At 69.7% G+C, this 16927-nt stretch carries 14 protein-coding genes; 4 read left to right on the top strand and 10 right to left on the bottom strand.

Annotation, left to right across the window (positions count from 1 at the left end; all coding sequences use genetic code 11):
• The first annotated feature begins 84 nt into the window (after nt 1-84).
• The 3 genes from AB0N66_RS24660 (at nt 85) to AB0N66_RS24650 (ending at nt 1860) form a co-directional block, all read left to right on the top strand.
• On the top strand, nt 85-450 hold the full coding sequence (locus AB0N66_RS24660; protein ID WP_365438838.1) for a hypothetical protein: 366 nt from the start codon (nt 85-87) through the stop codon (nt 448-450).
• A gap of 67 nt (nt 451-517) precedes the next feature.
• Nucleotides 518-1153 carry a DUF3105 domain-containing protein gene (locus AB0N66_RS24655; RefSeq protein ID WP_365438836.1) on the top strand — a complete coding sequence of 212 codons (636 nt, stop codon included), beginning with the start codon at nt 518-520 and terminating at the stop codon, nt 1151-1153.
• 11 nt (nt 1154-1164) lie between these two features.
• Nucleotides 1165-1860, top strand: a complete 696-nt coding sequence (locus AB0N66_RS24650; protein WP_365439054.1) for a DUF305 domain-containing protein — start codon at nt 1165-1167, stop codon at nt 1858-1860.
• Here the strand turns inward: AB0N66_RS24650 and AB0N66_RS24645 are convergent.
• From AB0N66_RS24645 to AB0N66_RS24630, 4 genes are all read right to left on the bottom strand, one after another.
• Nucleotides 1835-1990 (bottom strand): hypothetical protein, encoded by a 156-nt coding sequence (locus tag AB0N66_RS24645; protein ID WP_365438834.1) that lies wholly within the window; start codon nt 1988-1990, stop codon nt 1835-1837. The two genes, AB0N66_RS24650 and AB0N66_RS24645, sit on opposite strands and share 26 nt — an antisense overlap.
• A gap of 14 nt (nt 1991-2004) precedes the next feature.
• Nucleotides 2005-3204: a cysteine desulfurase-like protein gene (locus AB0N66_RS24640; protein ID WP_365438832.1), complete on the bottom strand. Its 1200-nt coding sequence runs from the start codon at nt 3202-3204 to the stop codon at nt 2005-2007.
• Nucleotides 3205-3325: 121 nt separating this feature from the next.
• The gene (locus AB0N66_RS24635; RefSeq protein WP_365438830.1) at nt 3326-4351 is read right to left on the bottom strand and encodes an amidohydrolase family protein; all 1026 of its coding nucleotides are present in this window, start codon (nt 4349-4351) and stop codon (nt 3326-3328) included.
• Between the two features lie 31 nt (nt 4352-4382).
• Nucleotides 4383-4865 (bottom strand): twin-arginine translocation signal domain-containing protein, encoded by a 483-nt coding sequence (locus AB0N66_RS24630; protein WP_365438828.1) that lies wholly within the window; start codon nt 4863-4865, stop codon nt 4383-4385.
• A 410-nt stretch (nt 4866-5275) separates the two neighbouring features.
• Here AB0N66_RS24630 and AB0N66_RS24625 point away from each other — a divergent pair, with 410 nt between their 5' ends.
• The gene (locus AB0N66_RS24625) at nt 5276-6151 is read left to right on the top strand and encodes an alpha/beta hydrolase (protein WP_365438826.1); all 876 of its coding nucleotides are present in this window, start codon (nt 5276-5278) and stop codon (nt 6149-6151) included.
• Nucleotides 6152-6196: 45 nt separating this feature from the next.
• On the opposite strand, the gene fxsT is transcribed toward AB0N66_RS24625, so the two are convergent.
• From fxsT to AB0N66_RS24595, 6 genes are all read right to left on the bottom strand, one after another.
• Nucleotides 6197-10147 (bottom strand): FxSxx-COOH system tetratricopeptide repeat protein, encoded by a 3951-nt coding sequence (fxsT, locus tag AB0N66_RS24620; protein ID WP_365438824.1) that lies wholly within the window; start codon nt 10145-10147, stop codon nt 6197-6199.
• Entirely contained in the window at nt 10144-11472 is a 1329-nt protein-coding gene (locus tag AB0N66_RS24615) for a TIR-like protein FxsC (RefSeq protein ID WP_365438822.1), read from the bottom strand. The genes fxsT and AB0N66_RS24615 overlap by 4 nt, the downstream gene beginning before the upstream one ends.
• A gap of 229 nt (nt 11473-11701) precedes the next feature.
• A complete protein-coding gene (fxsB, locus tag AB0N66_RS24610; protein WP_365438820.1) occupies nt 11702-13912 on the bottom strand; it encodes a radical SAM/SPASM protein FxsB, inactivated metallohydrolase extension form in 2211 nt (736 codons plus the stop codon).
• 111 nt (nt 13913-14023) lie between these two features.
• On the bottom strand, nt 14024-14155 hold the full coding sequence (locus tag AB0N66_RS24605; protein ID WP_365438818.1) for a hypothetical protein: 132 nt from the start codon (nt 14153-14155) through the stop codon (nt 14024-14026).
• Between the two features lie 253 nt (nt 14156-14408).
• Entirely contained in the window at nt 14409-15842 is a 1434-nt protein-coding gene (locus AB0N66_RS24600) for a GAF domain-containing protein (RefSeq protein ID WP_365438816.1), read from the bottom strand.
• A 26-nt stretch (nt 15843-15868) separates the two neighbouring features.
• On the bottom strand, nt 15869-16906 hold the full coding sequence (locus AB0N66_RS24595; RefSeq protein WP_365438814.1) for a rod shape-determining protein: 1038 nt from the start codon (nt 16904-16906) through the stop codon (nt 15869-15871).
• Nucleotides 16907-16927: the final 21 nt, after the last annotated feature.

The raw sequence follows: 16927 nt of genomic DNA, 5'->3' as shown, positions 1-16927 counted from the left end.
ACTTCGTAGACTCCGAGCCGTATACGCAGGGCAGGGCGACCCCGGACGTTCCTTCAACTACCCGGAAGAAGCAGGCGACTGACGATGACTGTGCGGCGCCGTACCGGCTCCGTGGTGCTGGGCCTGTTGGTGGCCCTGGCCACGGTGCTGGGTGTGGCGTGCCTGTGTACGCACGGGCCCGCCGTGCAGTCCGTCGCCGCCATGTCGTCCGCGTACCAGGGGCCGGCCGGCGACGACCGTGAGCACGTCTGCACTGCTCCCGCCCAGGACCAGTGCGGCGCCCAGTGGGCGATGGACACGCCCACGACCGGCCCCGGACCGCACCCGCAACCTCAGAGCCTGCCCGTCCAGGTGGACGCCGGGCCGGCCCGCGTCCCGGCACGGACCACGGCGTACGGGGTCGCCCCGCGCCCGCCGAACCTGCACGTTCTTCAAGTCCTGCGGACCTAGACCGGATGCCCGTCCCACCCCATTCACCGGCATCCGTCAACTTCCGCTGCACGAAAAGGACTTCACCATGGGTTCCGCCAACTCCAAGACCAAGGCCGCGGCCCGCCGCGCCCGAATAGAAGAGCAGCGCCGCGCCGAAAAAGCCCGCGAGCGCCGCAGCCGGATCATCACCATCGCCGTGTCCACAGCCATCCTCGTCGGGGTGGTGGGCGGTGGCTGGTACCTGGTCGATGCCGCCAACGAGAAGGAGCAGGCACAGGCCGCACCCGTCTCCGGCGAGAAGACCTGGTCGAAGCTGACCCAGAACCACGTCGACAAGGACGTGACCTACCCCATGACACCGCCCGCCGGCGGCGACCACGACTCCGTCTGGCAGAACTGCAACGGCGACGTCTACACCGGCGAACTGCGCGACGAGAACGCCGTGCACTCCCTGGAGCACGGCGCCGTCTGGGTCACCTACAACGACAAGGCCGCCGACGCCGACGTCGAGGCGCTCGCCGACAAGGTGGCCAAGACGCCGTACACGCTGATGAGCCCGTACAAGACGCAGTCCTCTCCGATCTCGCTGACGGCCTGGGGCCACCAGCTGAACGTGACGAAGGAGTCCGACGCGCGGGTCGCAGAGTTCCTCGAGAAGTACGTGCAGGGCCCGCAGAGCCCGGAGCCGGGTGCCGCCTGCACGGGGGGTAAGTCCTCGTGAGTGAAGACGAGATGCGGGAGCAGGCGGAGGACACCGCTGGTCGGCACGTACGGAGGCTGTCGCGGCTGTTGATCGGCGGGTCGCTCGCCGCCGTGTTCGCGGCCGTCACGGTGTTCGCGGTGCTGGTGTGGCCGACGAGCGGCAGCGCCGCCGCCGTACCACGCAAGGACTCCGTGGACGCGGGCTTCGCACGGGACATGGCGGTGCATCACCAGCAGGCGGTGGAGCTGTCGTTCATCGTGCGTGACCGCACCGATGACGAGGAGGTACGGCGCCTCGCGTACGACGTCATCAACACCCAGGCCAACCAGCGCGGGATGCTGCTGGGCTGGCTGGACGTGTGGGGACTGCCGAAGTCCTCGCAGCAGCCGTACATGTCCTGGATGGACCGCGACATGAGCGGCATGGAGGGCATGGACGGCATGGACGGCGTGGACTACAAGGCGCACGACGGCTCCCTGATGCCCGGCATGGCCACCAACCGGCAGCTGGACCAACTGCGCCAGGCCAAGGGCAAGGCCGCGGAGATCCGCTACCTCCAACTGCTCACCGCGCACCACAAGGGCGGTATCGCGATGTCCGAGGCGGCGGTCGAGATGGCGAAGACCGCTGAGGTGCGGCGATTGGCCCAGAGCATGGTGGCGGGCCAACAGGCCGAGATACAGCTCATGGCCGACATGCTCAAGGAGCGTGGCGCGAAGGCGTGACGCGTCCCGTCCCGTCGTGCGCGTGCGCGTGCTCGTGCTCGTACTCGTGCGCGACGGCCGTCGGACGGGACTGTCCGGTGGCTGTCGCGTACGCGTACGAACTGCTGGTGAGTGAAGTGGCGCCAGCCATGGGCGTGTTGACCGTCAGAGGAAGGTGGCGATGCCTTCCAGGAGCCTGTCCACGTCATCGGCGTTGTTGTAGGGCGCCAGTCCGACCCGAAGGGCAGGGTCGTCCAACTTCAGCGCGGCGAAGGTCTCGTAGGCGTAGAACGACCCGGCAGGGGCCACGACGTTCCGTGCGGCCAGATGCAACTGTGCCTCGCGCGCGTCGCGCCCGTCGAGGGTCAACAGCAGTGTCGGGGTGCGGTCGTTCGCCTTCGAGTGCACGGTGAAGGCGTCGCCCAGCGCGCGCAGACCCTCTTCCATCCTGCTGCGCAACACGCTCTCGTGGTCATGAACAAAGTGCAGAGAATGCGTCAGCCGCTCCCTCCGCGAATCCCCTGCCCCGGGGTCGATCCCGGCAAGGAAGTCCACCGCGGCGGTGGCGCCCGCCATGATCTCGTAGGGCAGCGTGCCGAATTCGAAGCGCTCCGGAACGGTGTCGGGAGACGGCAGCAGCTTGTCCGGATCAAGGGATTCGAGCAGCTCGGGCACTCCCGCGAGCACGCCGCAGTGCGGTCCGAGGAACTTGTACGGCGAACAGGTGAACAGGTCCGCCCCCAGCGCGGGCACGTCCACCAGGGAGTGCGCGGTGTAGTGCACTCCGTCCACGTACACCAGGGCGCCGACGCTGTGAGCCTGGTCCGCGATGCGGCGGATGGGCGGCTTGGTGCCGAGTACGTTCGACGCGGCCGTGACCGCGACCAGCCGCGTCCGGGACGTGAGGGCCCGCTCGAACGAACCGAGGTCCAGTTCCGAGGTCTCGCTGTCGATCTCGATCCAGCGGACCGTCACCCCTCCGCGCTGGGCCGCCTGGATCCAGGGACGGACGTTCGAGTCGTGGTCCAGGCGGCTGAGGATGATCTCGTCGCCCACTTTCCAGCTCTTGGCCAGGTGGCGTGAGAAGTCGTAGGTGAGCTGCGTGGCGCTGCGGCCGTAGACGATGCCGCTCGCCGATACGTTGAGCAGGTCGGCGTAAGCGGCGCGGAAGTCCGTGACCGCCTTCTCGGCGTTGAGCTCGGACACGCTGCTGCTTCCCCGGTTGGAAAGGGGACCGGTCAGCGTCGCGACGATGGCATCGGCGACGGGACGGGGCGTCTGCGTCCCGCCCGGGCCGTCGAAGTGGGCCAGACCGTGGGTGAGGGACGGGAAGTGGTCGCGTAGAGCGGCGACGTCGACGGCCATGGCATCGGCTTTCTGGAGGGGGCGGACGGTTGCTGGCGGCTCGCGAGCGGCGAGTGGCAGGTGGCGGGTGCGCCCGGCTGTCAGGTGTCAGGTGCCAGCCGCCAGGTGTTGTGGAGGTTCCTCAACGTCCCATTCCACAGCATCCGCTGGGTGCAATCGCTGCCGCGGAGGCCGGGTTCCTGACGGCTGTCTCGACATCGGCCAGCATCCTCCGCCGCGCCTGCGGGGAGATCACCCGGCCGCGGGTGACGACCGAATGGATCCGCCGGGTGTTGCGGATGTCGTTCAGCGGGTCGGCGTCCAGGACCACCAGATCGGCGATCCTGCGTGGTTCGACCGAGCCCAGGACATCGCCGAGGCCGAGGAATCGTGCGGGTTCCACGGTCGCCGCCTTCAGAGCCTGCTGAGGCGGCGCGCCGGCTCCGACGAGCAGCTCCAACTCGTCGTGCAGCGTGAATCCTTGCACCGAGTAAGGCGTACCGGTGTCGGTTCCTGCCAGGATCGGCACGTCGTGGGCGAGCAGTTCGCGGACGAAGCGCTGCCGGTAGTCCCACATCTGGCGCTGGCGGGCGATTTCCTCGGCCGGGCGGTTGGCCTTGTAGAGGTTCTCCAGTACGTAGTCGAAGGTGCCGAGCGAGTCTTCCCTGAGGTACTTCAGCGTCGCCGGATCCGGCGCGGTGTAGTCGGGCATGTCCAGCACGCGGTGCATCACCAGGGTGGGCGTGACCCGAGTGTTCCGGTGCCTCAGCCGGCCCAGGACATCGGCCGCGCGGTCGCTGCTGAAGGTGCGGGCCGCGAGCCATTCGATCGGGTGCAGCTGCCGGAACGAGCCGTTGTAGTCGCCCGTCCTCAGGCTGATGGCCCGCAACTGACGACGTACCTCCGCCTCCTGGCTGGACACCGACAGGGCGACGGCGTGGATGTGTTCGATGCTGCGCTGCCCGGCCGCGGTGACGGCGGGGATCGAAACCTGGTCGGGCGCGTGCCCGGCTACGGTCAGTCCCTGCCGCCGCGCCTCATCGAGGATCGCCCGGTAGGCCGTGGGGCCGAGGCGCGAGTAGACCTTCACGAAGTCGGCGCCCTCGGCCTTGACCTGCCGTACGGCGGCCCGGGCGGTGGCCTCGTCCCGTACCACCAGGACGGACAACAGGTTCGGATCCCACAAAGTCGGGTCGCCGTCAGATCTGACTGGCGACCACCATCCGCGGTCCGAGCAGGGTGCCGGCGTCGATCCGGTCACGCCACTCGTAGGTCCTCGGGTCGCCGGACATGACCCGGAGGGTGGTGACGCCGTTCGCCAGGTGCAGTGGCGGGTCGACCTCGTCGGTGTCGAGGGCGTGCACGTGCATGTCGGCCAGGCCCGGGATGACGAACTTGCCGGTCAGATCGATGGTGGTCGCGCCGCGGGGGACCGGCAGGTTCCGGCCGACGGCGACGATCCGTTCGCCGCTGATCAGCACCGTCTGCCGCCTGTTCCGGCGGCCGGTCGCGACGTCGATCACGGTGACGTCGGTGAGGGTGGTGGTCCGGGTGGTCCCGGCGGCGGCCCCGGCCGGGGAACTGATGAGCGCGGAGGCCGGGTCGGCGCCGAAGGAGCCACCGGCGACCACCGCTACGCCGACGGCCGTGCGGGCCAGGAACTGACGTCGTGAGGTGTTCATGCCTTGAAGCTAGGCGGCAGGCGCGGCCCGGGCAGTGGCGGCAGCAGCCCTGTTCCAGGTGGAGATATGTCCACCGGCCAGTCCAATCCGTCGACGGTGTCCTCCGTCCAGCCCAATCCGTCGACGGTGTCCTCCGTCCAGCCCAATCCGTCGACGATGTCCTCCGTGCGTTCATGCGCGACTGGGTGGAGCAGCTCTGCGCCCGGCTCCCGCGCGGGCGAAGGGTGCCGTCCTCGTGGCGAGCGGGCACGTCCAGGGGCGGTGCGGGGGTGCGGAGGGTGCGGGACGGCTTCAAGTGGCTTGATATGAAGCTCTGTTGACCTGCGGATTCGTTTTACGGTGTGGGCGTGTGGGCAGGGGTCGGGCAGCGTTTGTCCCGGTCCGTCCGGACCGAGGGAGGGGGGAGCGCGGTGCATGACCATGTGCGGACGCCGGATGGCCGGCTTCTGCGGGTCGAGATCTCGGGCGACCCGCGCGGGCGCCCGGTGTTCCTGCTGCACGGCATGCCCGGCAGCCGGGTCGGGCCCCGGCCGCGGCCCATGTTCCTCTACCACTGCGGTACACGACTGATCAGCTACGACCGTCCCGGGTACGGCGGTTCCGACCGCAATCCGGGGCGTCGCGTCGTCGATGTCGCACAGGACGTGGCCACCGTCGCCGACGCGCTCGGCCTCGACCGGTTCGCGGTGGCCGGCCGCTCCGGGGGCGCTCCGCACGCGCTGGCCTGCGCCGCGTTGCTGCCGGAGCGGGTGACCCGGGCCGCCGCGCTGGTCGGACTCGCGCCGCGGAACGCGGAGGGGCTCGACTGGTTCGCCGGGATGGCGCCGTCGAACGTCAACGAGTTCAAGACCGCGTTCACCGACCCCGAGCGGTTCGTGGCCCGGCTGATTCCGCGGTCCGCCGCGATCCGCAGCGATCCCGCGCGGCTCCTTGAGGAACTGCGCCGGGAACTCACCGACGACGATCGCCAGATCGTCTCGGACAACACCATTCGGTCGATGCTGGTGCGCAACTACCGTGAGGCGTTGCGGACTTCGCCGTACGGGTGGATCGACGACGCGCTCGCGCTGACCGGGGACTGGGGGTTCGATCCGGCGGACATTCAGGTGCCGGTGATGCTGTGGCACGGGGCGAAGGACGTCTTCTCACCGGCGTCCCACTCGTCCTGGCTGGCCGCGCGGATTCCCCGGGCGACGGCTGTTCTCGAACCGACCGGCGCTCACTTCGCCGCGCTGGCGGCGCTGCCGAAGGTGTTTCGTTGGCTGCTCGCGGACACGCCTGACTGAGCGGGGTCCGGGGCGGACCGCTCATGGTCGCGGTCGCCCCGGCCGTCACACCGCCAGCGGCTCCAGGTCCCGGTAGATGCGTCGCCCGGCGGCCGCGATCCGCGTCATCCCGTTCTCGTCACCCAGGAGCGTGCGCAGCTCGCCCAGGGCCTCCTCGCCCAGGCGGCGCGCCTCGTCCTTGCGGCCCAGCGCGGAGAGGGTCAGGGCGGAGTTGGTGACGATGGCCAGGGTCTCGGGGTGGTGCTGGCCGAGGACGGTACCGAGGGTGTCCACCGCCTTCTTCTCCAGCTCCCGTGCCTCGTCGAAGCGCCCCTGGTCGGCGAGGACGTTGGCGTAGTTGATGCCCGTGAAGAGGGTGTGCGGGTGCTGTTCGCCGAGCACATCGCCCATGCGGAGAAGGACCTGACGGAAGACCGCTTCCGCCTCCTCCGAGTCTCCGCAGCCCCAGTGGAAGATCCCGAGGTTGTTGAGCGCGGCCTGGGTGTAGGGGTGAGCCTCGCCCGGGACCTTCATGTACTCGGCGAGCGCCTCCTTGGCCACCTCGCGCGCGGCCTCCCGCTCATCGGCGGCGAACAGGTCGGCGGCCATGTTCAGGTCGCAGGCGAGGGAGTCGGGTGTGTGCGCGTCGTACTGGGCCCGGTACTGCGCCCGCGTCGCCGTCGTGAGGCGGCGGGCGTCCTCGAACTGGCCCGCCCTGCGCAGCGACACCGCGAGGGACTTGGCACAGCTCAGCGTGCCGGGGAACTCCTTGCCGAGGATGCGTTTGTGGGACTCGTACGCACGCGCGAGGAGCGACACGGACTCCGCGTACCGGCCGACCTCCCGCAGGTCGCGCCCCAGCCGCCCCGCCGAGGCCAGGGTGTACGGATGGTCGCTGCCGAGGACCTCCGTACGCCGGTCGAAGGTCTCCTGGTCGAGGACGCGTGCCTCGCCGTAGCGGCCCACCATGCGCAGCGCGAGCGCGAGGTTGTTGGCCGCGCTCAGTGTCCGGCGATGGGACTCGTGGAAGATCTGGCTGAAACCCTCGTGCGCCTCGCGGGCGAAGTCCACCGCCGACCCGTACACGCCGAGTGCCGCCAGGTCACTGGCGAGACTGGACATGGTGACGTACGTGTGCGGATGCGAGCGCCCGAGCACCCGCTGCTGGCGCTCCAGGAGTTCGGTGTTGATCGCCCGGGCCTCGACGTAAAGACCTTGGGAGCGCAGTACGTTGCCGAGCTGGCAGCGCAGATACAGGTACTGCACGTCGTCCTCGCCGAGCAGCGGCTTCCAGTGCGCGAGGAGGTCCTCGGCGCGCTGCTGGGCACCGGGGAAATCGCCGCGCTTCCAGAAGTAGCGGACGCGGTCGATGAGGAGGCGACGGGTGCCGGCATCGGTGCAGTTACGGGCGTCGGAGGCCGTCAGGTGCGGCCAGATGACCGCGAACTTCGGCCAGTTCTCCGGGTCGTCGATGGGCTCGTCCCCGTCGGGCCGGCATCCCGCGAGCACCGTGTGCACCACATGCCGGGCCTCCCGCTGTTCCTCCTCGGTCAGCTGCGAGCGGATCACGGCCTGCACCAGGCGGTGGACCTGGATGCTGTTGCTGACCTGGTCGACCTTGGCGAGCGCGAACCGGCCGATCTCGCGGATCACCCGGCCGAGCAGCAGACTCTCCTGGAGGGCGGGATCGTACGGCCTGAGGGCGTCGATCATCTCCTTGCTGTAGAGCAGGTCCGAGGAGATCGGCTCGGCGGCCAGGAACGCGCACAGTTGCAGCAGTCGCACGGAGGCCGGGGAACGTTCCTTCAGGCGCGCTATGGAGATGTTCCAGGTCGCGGCCACCGTCTCGGGGTAGTCCGGGGGCTGGTTGAGGTCCAGTACCTCGGTGGTCTGCTCGGCCAGCTGCCGCAGATAGTCCTTGATGGGCGTCGCCGTCTCGGCCAGCCACGCCGCCGCCTGCTCCACCGCGAGCGGCAGATCGCCGACCGCGCTCGCCACCTGGTCGGCCTCCTCGGCGCTGAGTCCCGAGGCGCGCCCGGTGAGGTGCTCCACGCTCTCCTCGCGCAGGAACACGTCGATGGGCAGGGACACTCCCTGTTGCGCCCAGGCCTGGTTGCGCGAGGTGACGAGGATGTGGCCGCCGCCGCCCTTGGGAAAGTAGCGGGTGAGCTGCGCCGGGTCGTCGGCGTTGTCGAAGACCAGGATCCAGCGCTTGGTCGGCGCCCCGCGCGCCAGCATCTGGACGGCTTCCTGGCTGGCCAGGTTGATGTCCTCGCGGCTGGGTGCGCCGATACGGGCCCCGAGGTCGGCGAGCGAGGCGACGACGTTGCCGGTGTCCTCGGCTGAGATCCACCACACCAGGTCGTAGTCGGCCATGAACCGGTGCACGTACTCCAGCGCCACCTGCGTCTTGCCGACGCCGCCCAGCCCGAACAGCGCCTGCGGCTGCGGCAGCACGATGGACATGCCACCGCCGATCTGGTCGCGGACCCGGTCCAGGATGGCGTTGCGGCCGGTGAAGGTGTTGTTGCGCTGGGGCGCGTTCCAGATCGCCGGGGCGGTACCGGGGAAGCGCGGGCCGGACTCGCCGACGTCGGTGAGCAGACCCGGCAGTTCCAGGGTGCTCAGCAGTGCGGTGACGCACTGGGCCTCGTCGAGCCGGTGCAGGTCTACGGGGTTGTGGTTGAGGTAGCTCTCGGGCAGCCGGACCTCGTCGACCCGCAGCGGGACCAGCTGGACCAAGGGGGCGCCCAGGACTCCCGGGGAGCCGGCGCCGGACTCGATGAGCGTGCGCCAGACGGCATCGGCGTTCCGGGACTTCCTGAAGGAGTTCGACAGCAGCACGAGGGTGCGCGTGGCCGTGTCCAGCTGCTCGACGGGCCCGGAGGCGATGTCGTGCGGGGTGACATGGCAGCCGGCGCGCACCAGGAGCGACTCGACCCAGTCGGCCCACATACGGTTCTCCGCCGCGTAGACGATGACGACATCGGCGGCGGTCGTCAGCGGACGCCGCCGCAGGAACGCGTCACGGCAGCGCAGCCGCACCGGCTCCGGCACCGCAGGCAGCGAGGTGACCTCGCCGTCCGAGATGACCGCGGTGAGCCGTTCGAAGGCGGACAGCAGCGAGTTGGCGAGCCCGCTCTCGTCGCCGACGGTCGCGAGCGTCTCCTCGTACGCGTAGTAAGGCCGGTAGGGGATCTCGACGTTGCCCCAGTACGTGGTCAGGTCCTCGGAGCCGAGCTCCTCACCGCCGAGCCCCTTGGGCAGCCCGTCGAACTTCAGCCGGGCAAGCGCCCGTCCGGCGTCGACCTTCTCCTTCTCGCCCTCGTCGATGCGCATCGGCACGGGCAGCACCCGGATCTTGCGCTTGCCGTATCCGGCCTCGACGCTGCGGGCCACGGCCGCCGCGCCGTCCAGCGACTGGTCGCTGAGCGTGAAGCAGTCCACGAGCACGTCCGGCATCTGGATGGTGCAGATGTCGGCGCTGTCGGAAAGACCGGTACGCGAGTCGATCAGGACATAGTCGTACGACGCCTTCATGTCGTCGCGCAGCGCGTCGAAGAACAGCCCCCCGCCGAGCCTTTCGTAGAAGTTGTCCCACTCGAAGGACGACACCGTCGCGGAGTACGAGCGGTCCTGGCGTCCGGCGGAGAGGAAGTCGAGCGAACCGCCGTCCTGGAAACGCAGTCCGAGCCGCTCGGGCGTCAGCGAGATGGCGTGCTGTTCCACATGCGCGTAGTCCAGGTGCCAGGGGCCGGAGCGCTGAGTCCGGGTGGTCGCGGCCCAGGCGTACTCGCTGATGATGTCGATGACACCGGTGGTGGCCGCGAGCGCGTTGGGGAGGAAGGGGTGGAAGAAGCGGTGCAGCCCCGGAGCTTCCAGGTCCCAGTCGACGGTCAGGACGCGTTTGCCGTTGGCGGCGAGGATCCACGCGGTGTTGGCCAGGGCCATCGTGCGGCCCGTGCCCCCTTTGTACGAGTAGAAGGTGATGATGCGTCCGTCCTGCACGGCCGTCATGCTTCTCCTCCGTGATCGGATCCGCTGTCGAACTGCGGCGGGTGGGTGGGGCCCGTCAGACGGGGCCTGCGCAGCGGCGGGCCGGGGGGCGGATGGGCCTCGGCGTGCTTGAGGTACTGCCGGGTCGCGTGCGCGACGACGGACGGCAGCACGTCGGTGAAGGACTTGAGCGTCGGTACGCCGTTGACGGCGACCCGGGAGTCGGTGCGCCGGCCCCGGTCCAGGATCACCGGCAGCGTCCGCTCCAGCTCCTCCGTCAGTTGCCGGCCCTCCTCGCCGTGGCACTGGATGTCGGCACGGTTCCAGGGGACGATCGCGCTGACCCAGGGACGGGCGTTCGCGTCGAACGCCTTGAGCCTGCGCCGCCGTTCCTCGTCGCTGAGCGCCCAGCGGTCGATGAGTAGGATCCCGGGGTGGCTCGGCGCCGCCTTGTCGGGGTCGTTCACCACCAGCTCCTCGCCGGGGTCCTCGTCGTCGAAGGACGACACCGTGATCCGGTAGTCGAGCGAGCGGATCAGCTCCTCGGCGAGCGCGGGCAGCGGCCGGGTCGACTCCGAGTGGTACGGGTTCCAGTCCTGGGCGTCATCGCCGTACGGGCGTTCGTCGCGGTGCTCGGGGATGCTGTGCCGGGTGGGCGCCGCCACAGTCAGATGGATGTGCCGGGGCCCCTCGCCGCGCGGTTTGAACGCGCTCGGCGTCCGCTCGTAGGGGCGGGGCCTGCTGGACGGCAGCGGCGACTCGTGGGCGACCCGCACGATCCGTTGAGCCAGCCCCAGCACGGTCTCCTCGTACTCGTCGCGCAGCCGGTTGAGCTTGATCAGCCCGTAGATCCCGTGGGCCGCGTACCGGTCCCCGAACTGGGCGTGGTCCACGTGTATATGCCGTACGGAATCAGGGAGTTGGGCGTAATCGATATACGTCCACAGCGCGGGCACGATGGTGGGTACGGCACCGGAACCGGTCGCTCGCGCGCGCAGAATACGTTCGTTGAAGGCGAACCATTCCCGTCCGCAACTCTCGCTCGTGAAGTAGCGCGGCGAGAACAGCGGTACGAACACCCGGCAGTTCGCGAGATTCTCGCTGAGTTTTTCCGGCCACCCGTCCCCCGAGCGCATCTCCCGGTCCATGAATCCGGCGGGTGCGCCGGCCGGCAGGTCCGTGAGCGCCATGATGTGGTCGCAGAGATCCGTGAAGAGCACCTGCACCCAGTGATCGGGGTCGCCGCCGCCCGGCCCCCAGGGCGGTGTGTGGGCGTAACTGAGAAAGAAATAAGGCCTGTTGTCCGAAACCCGTTCCCGTTCCAGGTCCCGATCAGGAATCTCCACGCGCCCCCCTGCCTGTGGACGGGCGGCCCCTACGGGACGTCAGCCGACCGGAGCCCACAATCTTCCCGACCGTCGGCCTGAACGGGTCGCCTCTTTCACGTCAATCCCTGGCGATATCCAGACATCTGGACCGCCGCCGGGTCGACAGCCCCCCGTATCCCGAAGTGCAGCACCGCTTTCCCCGCCATTTCCCGTTCCGTCACGAGATCACGCGGCAGCCGGGCCCCGATCAGCTTCGCTGCACGGTCTGTCCGGCCTGCCCGGCCCACTCGGCTCGCAGTTCGTCCGCCAACACCACGCCGGTTTCGGTGAGTTCACGCTGGGGGAGGGCGGCCAGCCGGTCCAGGGCGCGGCCCGCCCGTGCCAGCGCGGCGCCCCGCGCCTCCGGCTCGCCCTGGTGATAAGTGGCGTCGCCGAGCCCACGGCTCGCCTCGTCGAGCAGCCGCCCTGCCTGGTTGCCCGGCACGTTCAGATCCGCCGTCTCGCGCAGCGCGGTGAGCCTGGCCAGGCGCCCGGTGCGCGGCAGCTCACGTACCAACTCCTCGGGCTCGAAGTCGACGGCCACCCCCAGTGCGCCCAGGCCGTGGGCGCCGAGCCGCACTCCTGAGCCCGCCACGAGCGGGGTGACCGTGGTGGTGAGGAGAGCGTTGATGTCGTCGCGCCAGGCGGGCTCGCGTTCGTCCATCAACTCATGTGCCGTCCGTAGCCGTTCGGAGAACAGGGCGAGATCGCCGGGGCTCAGCGGAGCGGCGACGGGGACGGGGTAGCAGTCGCGGAGGGGGTCGGCGTCGTCGAGGAGCAAGGGGGCGCTGTCACCGAGGTGCACTGATCGCCGGGGGCGCCAGGTGGCCGGGGTCTCCTCGATCGAGTACTCCGTGCCGTTCTCGGTGCGCACGTGCAGGCGGCCCGAGTTGACGGTGACCTCGACCCGGCCGGGCGTGGGGAGGGTCAGGGTTCCCAGGGTCGGTAGGTGCAGCGCGGGGTCGGTCTGGTCCCAGGCGAGCTTGACGTCGGCTCCTGCGCGGACGGCGACTGCGGTGATCGCCGAGCCGAGCGGCGCCGGGGTGGTGACGCGGTCGTGCAGACAGTTCTTCAGTGTGGTGTACAGGTAGGGATGGGCGAGGATCTCGTCGACGTACGGCGTGACATCCGCCATGCCGTCCAGGTCCAGGAAGGCCCGCCACACCTCGTCCCAGTCCGGGTCGCCGGCATGCAGGGCCGCGACGCGGGCGAGCAGACGCCGGACCGACTCGCCCTGGGCGAACCGGAGTTCCTCGTCACTGTGCACGGCCGGGCTGAGCGCGTGCTCCGTGATCCGCTCGGCGACGCCGTCGACGAAGGCCCGCAGGTCCGAGCAGAAGGCGGACGGATTGTCGAAGCCGCGGCCAGTGCTGTAGCGGTGCGCGTAGAGCCCTCCGCCGCACGACTCGATCACCGGGCAGCTGCGACAGGTATCGCTGACACCCGCGAGGCCCAGCTGGCGCGCGCGTACGCCGGGATGCTGCGCGAACTCCTCGAAGCTGTGGTGGAAGGCGTCGTAACCGGTCGCGGGGGCGCCGTCGTACGCCGTCTTCAGCGAATCCGCCTGCTCGAAGGTGCCGTCGGTCTCCACGACCGCGAGATCGCTCGGCGCGAGCCCCATCGCCTCCGTCAGGCTCGGGCCGCCCCGCAGGGTGCTCAGGACCGACTCGAAGGTCCGCACCGACACGGTACGGCCCTGCCGGTCCCACCGGTCGAAGATCTTGAGCAGCCAAGCGGCGTACGCGGCGGGTGAATCCGCAGGTCTGGGCGGTGGGTTGTCCCAGGTGGAGTGCGGAAGCAGGTAGTCGATGCGAGGCGGTCGCAGGGCCACCAGGGCGTCGTGCACCGCGACGGGATCGTTGGCCACGTCCACCGTGCACAGCAGACCGCTGTAGAGGTGCCGGTACTCCGGGGTGCGCAACAGGTTGATCGCGCGTACCACCCGGTCGTAGCTGCTTCGCCGCCTTCGGTCGCGTCGGTGCCGGTCGTTGGCGACGCGGTCGCCGTCGAGCGAGATGCTTACCTTGACGCCGAATTCTTTGAACACCTCGAGATGGCGGGTGTTGAGCTGTACCGCATTGGTGTGGATATGAAGATTCAGCTTGGTGACCGGGGTGATGACGCGCGTCAACTCCGCGCAAATGCTTCTCATGCGGGCGGGGCCCACAAGAAGAGGTTCACCACCGTGAAGGATCACGGAAACAGAAGGCAGTTTATGCGATTCGGCATATGCCGCGAAACGCTGGGCGACTTTCCCGAGCGTTTCCTCGGAAATGAAGGTGGGGCGCCCTTGCCAGCTCTGATCGGCATGCTCGTACACATAGCAGTGGTCGCAGGCGAGGTCGCATCTGCTATGGATCTTGAGGACGAGTTGTTGCAGCTCCACTTGGCGAAGAATAGTGCCAACGGAGGGGTGCACGTACCACTAACTCCTTGATCACTCAAGGTAGTTGACGGCTCCGGCGCACAGCAAGGGCACAGTCGACGTCAGTCGTACCGTCGGATGTGCCCTTGCCGAAGTCTGTGGATCCTACAGCGCCGAGTCGAAAGTGATCGGCTTGACCGGACGACGCCCGGGGATGTCCGTCACGCGTCCGGCGGACCTGACGGCGGCGGTCCCGAGCGGGTCGATGGCCGACAGGGGAGTGTGCGACCGGCGCATGGACCGAGGGGCGGCGGAGTGTTGCGTCGCCGGCGTCACCGAGAGGTTCATTTGATGGCTTTCGTTGATGGGTAAGCTCAGAGGAGGCCGAGAGTAGCAGTTGATCTAGGCGTGAGTTGGCCCTTCCTGGAATTCAGGTTTCGGCCCGTGTCGGGCTTTCGCAATCGGAGCGCGGCCAACCGGCTGAATCCGTTTCCTGCACCATGTGGGGCGGTATGGCCAGCGAGACTTGTGTTCGGTGGGTGCCGGTTGTTCACAACGGTGACCGCCAGGTGGCTGTCGTGCCGGTGCCCTCGCTGTCGTCCCTGGTGCCGTCGTCGTACACCGTCAGGCGGAGGCCGGCGCGGCCGTCCGGGAGGGTGGCCGTCGCGTCGACCGTGACCTCGATGCGGGAGACCTCGGTGCGGCGTGCGGCGGCGGTCAGCTTGCGGCGCAGGGCGGTGAGCAGATGGCCGGCGACGGGGTCCGTGACGCGGTTCTCCACGGGGCCGGTGAAGTGGACGGACGGCTGGAAGCCCAGGGCGGCCGCCACGCTCGCCGTCTCGCGGAGCACCTTGCCGCGGAAGGTGGTGGGAGCGTCGGCGGGCGGCTGCTGGAGGGCGAAGATCGCGGTGCGGACCTCCTGGATGGTGGACTGGAGCTCGTCGACGGCCCGGCCGAGGGTGGCGTGCACGTCGTCGCCCTCGGCGCCGGTGCTGCGGCGCTGGGTGGACTCCAGCATCATGCCGGTGGCGAAGAGCCGTTGGACGACCAGGTCGTGCAGGTCGCGGGCGATCCGGTCGCGGTCCTCGTAGACCGCGAGCCGCTCGCGGCTGTGCTGGGCGTCCGCGAGGACCAGCGCCAGCGCGGCCTGCGAGGCGAACTGCGTGGCGAGCAGCCGCTCCGCCGGGGTGTACGCCCGGTCGCCGCGGCGGCGGGGAAGGGCGAGCGTGCCGATGAGGCGGCCGTCGGCCTGGAGGGGGAGCATCATGCTCGGGCCGAACCGGGCCCGTACATGCGTGGTCATCCTCGGGTCGGTCGCCGAGTCGTCGATGAACACCGGCTCCCCGCCGAGGAGTTGTTCGAGGACGGGGCTGCCCGGCTCGATGACCGTGCCGACGATGTCCCCGGGGTCGTCGAGTGTGGAGGCGGTCACGATCTCCATGCCGCCCTCCGGTGTGGCCTGGAGGATGACGCCCGCCGCGGCGTCGGCGAGGACCCGGGCCCGCTCGGCGACGGTCATCAGGGCCTCGGCGGCACTCTCCCCCGTGAGCAGCGCGGTCGTGACGGCCGCCGCGCCCTCGATCCAGCGCTCGCGCTGCCGCGCGGTCTCGTACAGCCGGGAGTTGCCGATCGCGATGCCGGCCTGGGTGGCCAGCAGGTGCAGCAGTTGCTCGTCCTCGGCGGTGAACGCGCCTCCCTCCTTGTCGGCGAGATGCAGCGTGCCGAACACCTCCTCGTCGACGCGGATGGGAACGCCGAGGGAGCTGCCGGGCAGCCCGGTCCCGCCGGTGGACGGACCCGCCGTACGGATCTCCACGAGCCCGTCGTGCCCCGGCTCGGCCATGCCAAGGGCCGCGTACCGGGCACCCGTCAGCTCGGCGGCACCGTCCACGATGTGCTGGAGCGTGACCCGCAGTTCGAGATCGGTGCCGACACTGAGGACGGCTTCCAGGAGGGGTGGGAGGCGGGAGACTGCATCGGTCATACGGGGTCCCCTCCGACGCCCGGACGTCAGTCCGCCAGCGGGTCCAGGACCAGCGGTTCGATCCTGCCCTCCAGCATGTAGCCGAGGCCCTGGACGGCACAGACGTCGGGGCGTTCCGCGATGTGCACCGGCATGCCCGTCGCCTGCCGCAGCATCTGATCGAGCCCGGGGAGCAGGGCGCTGCCGCCGACCATCATGATCCCGCGGTCGGCGAGGTCGGCCACCAGATCGGGCGGGCAGGCGCGCAGCACCTTGCCGATGCCGTCGAGTACGGCGGTCAGCGGGGTCTGGATGGCATCGCGTACGGCGGCGGTGTCGACCTGCACGGAACGCGCGAGGCCGGTCGCCACGTCTCGCCCGTGGATCTCCGTCGACGCCGGGCCGTGCGGGGTGAGCCCGTTCCCGGAGAGGGCGAGCTGTAGGGGTCGTACCGCCTGACTCGGCAGCATCAGCTCGTGCTGGTGGCGCAGGTGCTGCACGATCGCGTGGTCGACGGCCTCGCCGCCCACCGGGATGCGCTCGGCGGTGACGATCGAGCCCAGGGACAACACGGCGAGCTGGGTCGCGGCGGCCCCGCACACCATGATCATGGTGGCCTCGGGCCGCTCCACGGGCAGTCCGCACCCGACGGCGGCGGCGATCAGCGTGTCGACCAGTTCGACCCGGCGCGCTCCGAGCCCGACGAGCGTCTCGATCGCGGCACGCTGGGCCAGCGGGTCCGCGTCGTGCGGTGTGCAGGCGGCCGCCCGCAGCCGCGGCTTGCGGCGCAGCGTGCGGCGGACCTTGTCACCGAGCAGCTGCCGCAGCATCCGCTGCGCCATCTCGATGTCGACGACCGTGCCGCCGGACACCGGCCGTACGACCCGGATGTAGTCGGGCGTACGCCCCGTCATCTTCTCCGCGAACTCGCCGACCGCGATCAGCGCACCCGTCTTCGTGTTGATCGCGGCGACACTCGGCTGGTCGACGACCAGCCCCGCGCCCTTCACATACACACGGGTCCTCGCCGCCCCCAGATCGACGGCGAAATGGCAGCGGCGCAACTGCTCCAGACTGTCGGTCATGGCAGATCCTCCCGAGAGCGC

The sequence above is a fragment of the Streptomyces sp. NPDC093544 genome (assembly GCF_040683495.1).
Lineage (GTDB): Bacteria > Actinomycetota > Actinomycetes > Streptomycetales > Streptomycetaceae > Streptomyces.
Note: the sequence above shows the minus strand (reverse complement) of the source record. Positions and strands in the feature narration are given on the sequence as shown.